This window comes from Patulibacter sp. NPDC049589, from assembly GCF_040675535.1.
Lineage (GTDB): Bacteria > Actinomycetota > Thermoleophilia > Solirubrobacterales > Solirubrobacteraceae > Patulibacter.
On sequence record NZ_JBFAPC010000240.1, the window covers coordinates 1 to 5831 of the forward strand.

The following is a 5831-nucleotide window of genomic DNA, read 5'->3' on the forward strand; positions in this document are numbered from 1 at the left end:
CCCGAGGTCGTAGGACGGGAGCTCGGCCCGCAGCTCGCGCTCGGCGCGCACGTAGAGCGCGTTGACCCGCCGGCGTGGCCGGCGGCGCGAAGTCGCACCCCGACACGAGCGCCCCGAAGTGGACGATGCCCGGGTCCACCGACGGCCCGGTCGAGCCCGTGACGCTCGAGGAGCTGCGCGGGATCGACCTCTTCGACGACCTCGACGACGAGGCGCTGGGGACGTGGGTCGCGGTCACGAAGGTCCGCGAGGTCCCGAAGGGCGAGCGCCTGGCGGAGCCGAACGGCGTGCCGATCGGCGTCCAGCTGCTGCTGCGCGGGTCCGCCCAGGGGTTCCGCGTCGAGGGCGACCGGACCGAGCCCACGGGCCGCCAGCGCGCCCCGACCTGGATGGGCGCGATCGCCGTCCTCTCCGACGCCCCCGTCGGCGTCCGGCTGGTCACCGAGGAGCCCAGCCGGGTCGCGATGATCCACGGCGAGAAGTTCCGCAAGCTCGCCTTCCTGCACCCCTCCGTCCACCGCCGCGTGATGCAGCAGGTGGCGCCGGTGATGAGTCGCGTGACGGCGATGGAGCAGGACCGCGAGCGGCTCGCGTCGCTGGGCACGATGGCCGCGGGACTCGCCCACGAGCTGAACAACCCGGCCGCCGCCGCGCAGAGCACCGCCGCCCAGCTGGCCGACGTGCTCGACGTCATCACGGGCGCGTTCGGGGCGTTCGTCGAGGCCGGGGTCGAGCGCGAGCAGGCCGCCGAGCTGGTGGCGCTGCAGCGCGAGGTCGCCGCCGCGGCCGAGGGGCGCACGGCGCTCGACGGGCTCGACGCCGCCGACGCCGAGGACGCCCTGCAGGACGTGCTGGAGGACCTCGAGGTGCCCGAGCCGTGGGTGCTCGCCGAGGAGCTGGCGTCCGCCGGCGTCGACGCGGAGTGGGTCGGCAGGGTCTCCACGCTGGCCGGTCCGGCCACCGGCGCGGCGCTGAAGTGGGTCGCCGCGTCGCTGGCCGCCCGCGGCCTCGTCGCCGAGCTGCAGGAGTCCACGCGGCGGATGTCGTCGCTCGTCGGCTCGGTGAAGTCCTACGCGTACCTCGACCGCGGCGACCTCGTCGAGGTCGACCTGCACGAGGGCCTCGAGACGACGCTCGCCGTCCTCGGCCACAAGCTCAAGGGCAAGGGCATCGCGGTCGTCCGCGAGTACGACCGCTCCCTGCCGAAGCTCACGATCCACGGATCGGAGATGAACCAGGTCTGGACGAACCTGATCCACAACGCGATCCAGGCGCTGGTCGAGCAGCACGCGGCGGAGCGGGCGGCCGGGGGCACGACCGGTGGCCTGAAGGCCGCGTTCAGCGCCGCGGCCGAGACCGCGAAGGCCGGCGGCATCATCGGCACGATCACAATCCGCACCCGGCGCGAGGAGACCTGCGCCGTGGTCGAGATCTCCGACGACGGCCCGGGCATCCCGCCCGAGGTCCGCGACCGCATCTTCGACGCGTTCTTCACCACCAAGGAGGTCGGCGAGGGCACGGGCCTGGGCCTCGCCACCGTCCGCCGCATCGTGGTCGACCGTCACGGCGGCTCCCTGGTCGTCGACTCGTCGGTGGACGCGCCGACGGGGACGACGTTCACCGTGCGGCTCGGGATCCCGGAGGGGATGTAGGGCACCCCTGGTCGCCGCCCGGTGGCCGTGGGATCCTCGACGTCCACCGCGCGGCGGCCGTCACGCCGCGCGATCCGCCTCGCCCGGAGCCCCCATGCCCGCCTGCACCCACCTGGACCACGTCAAGATCACCACGCTGCCCGAGGAGGTCGCGGGCTGCGAGGACTGCCTCGCCGTCGGCGGCGTGTGGCTGCACCTGCGGATCTGCCTGGAGTGCGGCCACGTCGGCTGTTGCGACGACTCGCCGGGTCAGCACGCCACGAAGCACGCCGGCGCGACCGAGCACCCGATCATCCGCTCGATCGAGCCGGGCGAGGACTGGTCCTGGTGCTTCGTCGACCAGGCCGCGTTCGTGATCCCCGCCGTCACGGGCGAGCCGCGGATCCCACCGTCGCCGATGCTCGGCTGAGGAACGCCCGGCGTCCCGGCGCGTCCGTCCGGCGCCCGCTCCCCGGCCGGGTCCGACGGCCGCGAGCCGGTCCGCCCGCCCTACCCCTTCGCCGTCCCGTCCTTGCTCCGCGCGTGGTGCCTGCGCGCCTTCGCGCGATTGCCGCACGTGGCCATCGAGCACCACTGGCGGCGGCCGGAGCGCGAGGTGTCGTGGAACCAGAGCACGCAGTCGTGGCCGTCGCACGCGCGCAGGCGGTGCCGGTCGGTGCGGAGCAGCTGCAGCAGGGCGCTGGCCGCCTCCCACGCGAGCCGGTCCGCCTCGTCGCGGACCTCCACGACGCTCGCGGGGCCTGCGTCGCCGAGCTCCTCCCGCCGCCGGCCGCGGTCCAGGACCGCGTTCAGTCGTCGCCGCGCCGCGTCGTCGCCGGCGTCCTCGAGCACGCCCCGGACGGCGGCCCGCGCCTCGTGCAGCGCCGCCAGGCCGGCCGGGCTCGCCGGGAGCTCCGGCCGGCCGACGGCCTCCAACCATGTCCGCAGTCCGTCGACGTCGGCGAGCAGGTCGACGCGTCGACCCGACGCGATCAGCTCCGTGTTCAGGAGGTCGATCGGGAGCGGCTCGTCGGGGAGGGGGCGGGGGTCCGGCACGTCCTCCGAGGGTACGCCATGCCGCGCTTCCGACATAACCGCTAAAACGTATTTGACAGGTTAGATTCGTCGTTCTAGGGTTGACCGCATGAGCACCATCGCCCCGGGCCACGTCGGCCTGAACGTCACGGACCTCGAGCGGGCCCGCGACTTCTACGAGGCCGTCTTCGGCTTCGAGCGTCTGCAGGAGTCGCTGGTCGACGACCGCCGCTTCGTCTTCCTGGGCGAGGGCCGCCGGGTCGTCCTCACCCTCTGGCAGCAGAGCGACGGGCGCTTCCCGACCGACCGGCCCGGGCTGCACCACCTCGCGTTCGAGGTTGCGGACGTCGCGGCCGTGCACGCCGCGGAGAAGCGCGTGCGGGCGACGGGCGCGACGCTGCTGCACGACGGCGTCGTCCCGCACGGCGAGGGCGCGAGCTCCGGCGGGATCTTCTTCGAGGACCCCGACGGCGTCCGGCTGGAGATCTACGCGCCGACCGGCGCGGGCGACGAGCGTCCGGCGCCGGACGCGACCGCCCCCACCTGCGGCTTCTTCTGAGCATGTCGTTCGTGCCCCACGCCGGCGAGCGCGCCGTCCGGGAGCGGTCGGGCGAGGCCGACATCGCGGCCCGGGTCTCGCGCATGATCACGCGGGAGATCCCGGCACCCGCGGCAGCCTTCCTCGCCGAGCGGCCCATGCTGGTGGTCGCGGCCCGCGACGACGACGGGGCGGTGTGGTGCAGCCTGCTGACGGGACACCCGGGGTTCGCCCAGGCCACCGATCCGCGGACGGTGGTGATCGCGGCGGCGCCGGCCGCGGGGGATCCGCTGGCGACGCTCCTCGGCCGGGCCGGCACGCCCGTCGGCCTGTTGGCGATCGAGCCCGAGACGCGCCGGCGGATGCGGGTCAACGGCCACGCCCGGCCCGGCGCCGGCGGGGGACTCGTGGTCGACACCGACGAGGTCTACTCGAACTGCCCGAAGTACATCTCGCGGCGCGCGGTGGTGGGCGTCGAGCGTGGCCGGGGCGGCGCGGTCCCGGCCGTCACGGGCGACGTGCTGACGGCCGGCGACCGGGCGCTGATCGCGGCGGCGGACGCGTTCTTCGTCGCCTCGGCGCACGCGGACACGGGGGCGGACGCGTCGCACCGCGGCGGCCGGCCGGGCTTCGTGACGGTCCACGACGACCGGTCCCTGAGCTTCCCGGACTACACCGGCAACTCGCTCTTCATGACCCTCGGCAACATCGCGTCGGACCCGCACGTCGGGCTGCTGTTCCCCGACTGGGACGCCGGCGACCTGCTGCTCCTCACCGGGACGGCGGAGATCGACTGGTCGCCGGAGCGCGCGGCGGCGCACCCCGGCGCGCACCGCATGGTCGACGTCCGCGTCGACCGGACCGTCCGGCTGCCGGGCGCGAGCCCGCTGCGCTGGGGGCCGGCGGAGCTCTCGCGCTTCGATCCCTGAGCGGACGATCGCGGGCCCGGCGCGCCGGTGGACACCGGACGCCGACGGCCCCGACGGTCTCCGGTCCCGGGGTCAGGCGGTCGGGGGCCGAGCGAGCCCGGAGATCAGGCGGGCGGACCTCGCCGGCCGGCGCATCCGCCGTGGCCCCGCCCTACGGCACGAGCGCCCGCGCCACGACCGCGCGCAGCGTCGCGCGCCGGCGCTCGTGGTCGGCGGCGGGGTCGTCGGGCGCGGCGGTGAACGTCGCGCTGATCGGCGACCACGTGCCGGCCATCGCAATGATCAGCGCGTAGACCTCGTCGGGGCGGACGTCGTCGACGATCCGGCCCGCGGCCTGGGCCGCCGCGATCGCCTCGTGCTTCGGGTCCGCCAGGCCGGGGTGGGCCGCCAGCAGCTCCCCGACCGGCACGCGCTCCAGGCGGCACCAGGCCGCGAGACGCACGAGCTCCGGGTCGGTCAGGTACGAGTCGTAGAGCGCGACGGCGTAGCCCGGCAGGTCGTCGGGCGTGAACGGGACCGCGTCGACGATCCGGTGCAGGTGCCGCCGGAAGACCGCGTCGAACAGGCCCTCCTTCGAGCCGAACCACCCGTACATCTGGCCCTTGTTGACGCCGGACGTCGCCGCGACGCGGTCGACCCGGGCCCCGGCGATCCCGTGGGCCGCGAACTCCGCCGTCGCCGCCTCGAGCAGCCGCTCCTTGCTCCGCTCTCCGTCCCTCACGGCCCGAACCGTAACGACGAACTAGATAGTTTGTTACGGTCGTCGCGATGCGGTCGTCGCGGCCTGGGTCGGACCGCTGCACGTCCTCGTCCACAACGCCGGCGTGATGGACACGCCGAAGGGCGTCACGAAGGACGGCTGGGAGACGCAGTTCGGGACCAACCACCTGGGCCACTTCGCGCTGGCCGTCGGCCTGCACGGCGCCCCGACCGCCGCGGGCGACGCGCGCGTCGTGTCGGTGTCGTCCAGCGGCCACGCGAGCTCCCCGATCGTGTTCGACGACCTGTTCTTCGAGCGCCGCGAGTACACGCCGGGCCTCGGCTTCGGCCAGGCGAAGACCGCCAACAGCCTGTTCGGGCGCGGGCCTGACGGGCGCGGCGCGCTGGGCCGCCGCCCGGGCGGGGCGAAGCCCCTGGCCGTGGGTGAGGGTGGGGGTGCGGTCGATCGTCGGCCGTGGGGTGTCCGGGATCGTCCGCGGGTGGGGTCGGGGGCGTTGCGTGGGTGGGGGTGCGGTCGATCGTCGGCCGTGGGGTGTCCGGGATCGTCCGCGGGTGGGGTCGCGTGCGTCTTCGTGACGGGTCGGTCCCGACGGTGTGCCGGTCCGCCGTCGGGGACCGGCTCGGGACGCCACCCGGCTACGTTCCAGGGGTGCACGACGCGCTCCTCAGGCTGGCCGCCGTCCTCGCCGACCCCGGCGCCTCGGGCGCCCGCGCGTCGCTCGATGCGGTGCGGGCGGGATGGAAGGCGCTGGCGGCCGACGAGCGCAAGGCGCTGACCCCGCTGGCCAAGCTGGTTGCCGATCGCGTCGCGGCGGCCGAGGCGGAGGCCCGTCCTTCGCTGTTCGACCTGGCGCCTGCGGACGCCGCGCCCAAAGCGCCGGAGCCCGCGCGGGCGGGTCCCGTGTCCGCACGGAAGGCATCTTGTACCGTCAGTCGGATGATTCCCCTACGTTGGGACGACCGCCCGGTCGGGTTGCG

Annotated in this window: 6 protein-coding genes and 1 pseudogene; 5 read left to right on the forward strand and 2 right to left on the reverse strand. The window is 75.0% G+C overall.

All coding sequences use genetic code 11. The annotated features are described in order from the left end of the window. Positions 1-74: 74 nt before the first annotated feature. Together AB0L40_RS25895 and AB0L40_RS25900 are read left to right on the forward strand one after the other, a co-directional pair. Entirely contained in the window at positions 75-1652 is a 1578-nt protein-coding gene (locus AB0L40_RS25895) for an ATP-binding protein (RefSeq protein ID WP_364361378.1), read from the forward strand. A gap of 94 nt (positions 1653-1746) precedes the next feature. Further along, positions 1747-2061 (forward strand): UBP-type zinc finger domain-containing protein, encoded by a 315-nt coding sequence (locus AB0L40_RS25900; RefSeq protein ID WP_364361380.1) that lies wholly within the window; start codon positions 1747-1749, stop codon positions 2059-2061. 80 nt (positions 2062-2141) lie between these two features. Here the strand turns inward: AB0L40_RS25900 and AB0L40_RS25905 are convergent, their stop codons facing one another. Continuing rightward, entirely contained in the window at positions 2142-2687 is a 546-nt protein-coding gene (locus AB0L40_RS25905; protein ID WP_364361382.1) for a CGNR zinc finger domain-containing protein, read from the reverse strand. An 88-nt stretch (positions 2688-2775) separates the two neighbouring features. Here AB0L40_RS25905 and AB0L40_RS25910 point away from each other — a divergent pair, with 88 nt between their 5' ends. Both AB0L40_RS25910 and AB0L40_RS25915 read left to right on the forward strand, forming a co-directional pair. Further along, positions 2776-3225, forward strand: coding sequence for a VOC family protein (locus tag AB0L40_RS25910; protein ID WP_364361384.1), 450 nt, complete (start codon positions 2776-2778; stop codon positions 3223-3225). 2 nt (positions 3226-3227) lie between these two features. Next, positions 3228-4133 carry a pyridoxamine 5'-phosphate oxidase family protein gene (locus tag AB0L40_RS25915; protein ID WP_364361386.1) on the forward strand — a complete coding sequence of 302 codons (906 nt, stop codon included), beginning with the start codon at positions 3228-3230 and terminating at the stop codon, positions 4131-4133. Positions 4134-4284: 151 nt separating this feature from the next. Here the strand turns inward: AB0L40_RS25915 and AB0L40_RS25920 are convergent, their stop codons facing one another. Continuing rightward, positions 4285-4854 (reverse strand): TetR family transcriptional regulator, encoded by a 570-nt coding sequence (locus tag AB0L40_RS25920; protein ID WP_364361388.1) that lies wholly within the window; start codon positions 4852-4854, stop codon positions 4285-4287. Positions 4855-5502: 648 nt separating this feature from the next. On the opposite strand from AB0L40_RS25920, the pseudogene AB0L40_RS25925 reads away from it, so the two are divergent. Next, a pseudogene (locus AB0L40_RS25925) lies at positions 5503-5831 on the forward strand (hypothetical protein); the annotation flags it as partial.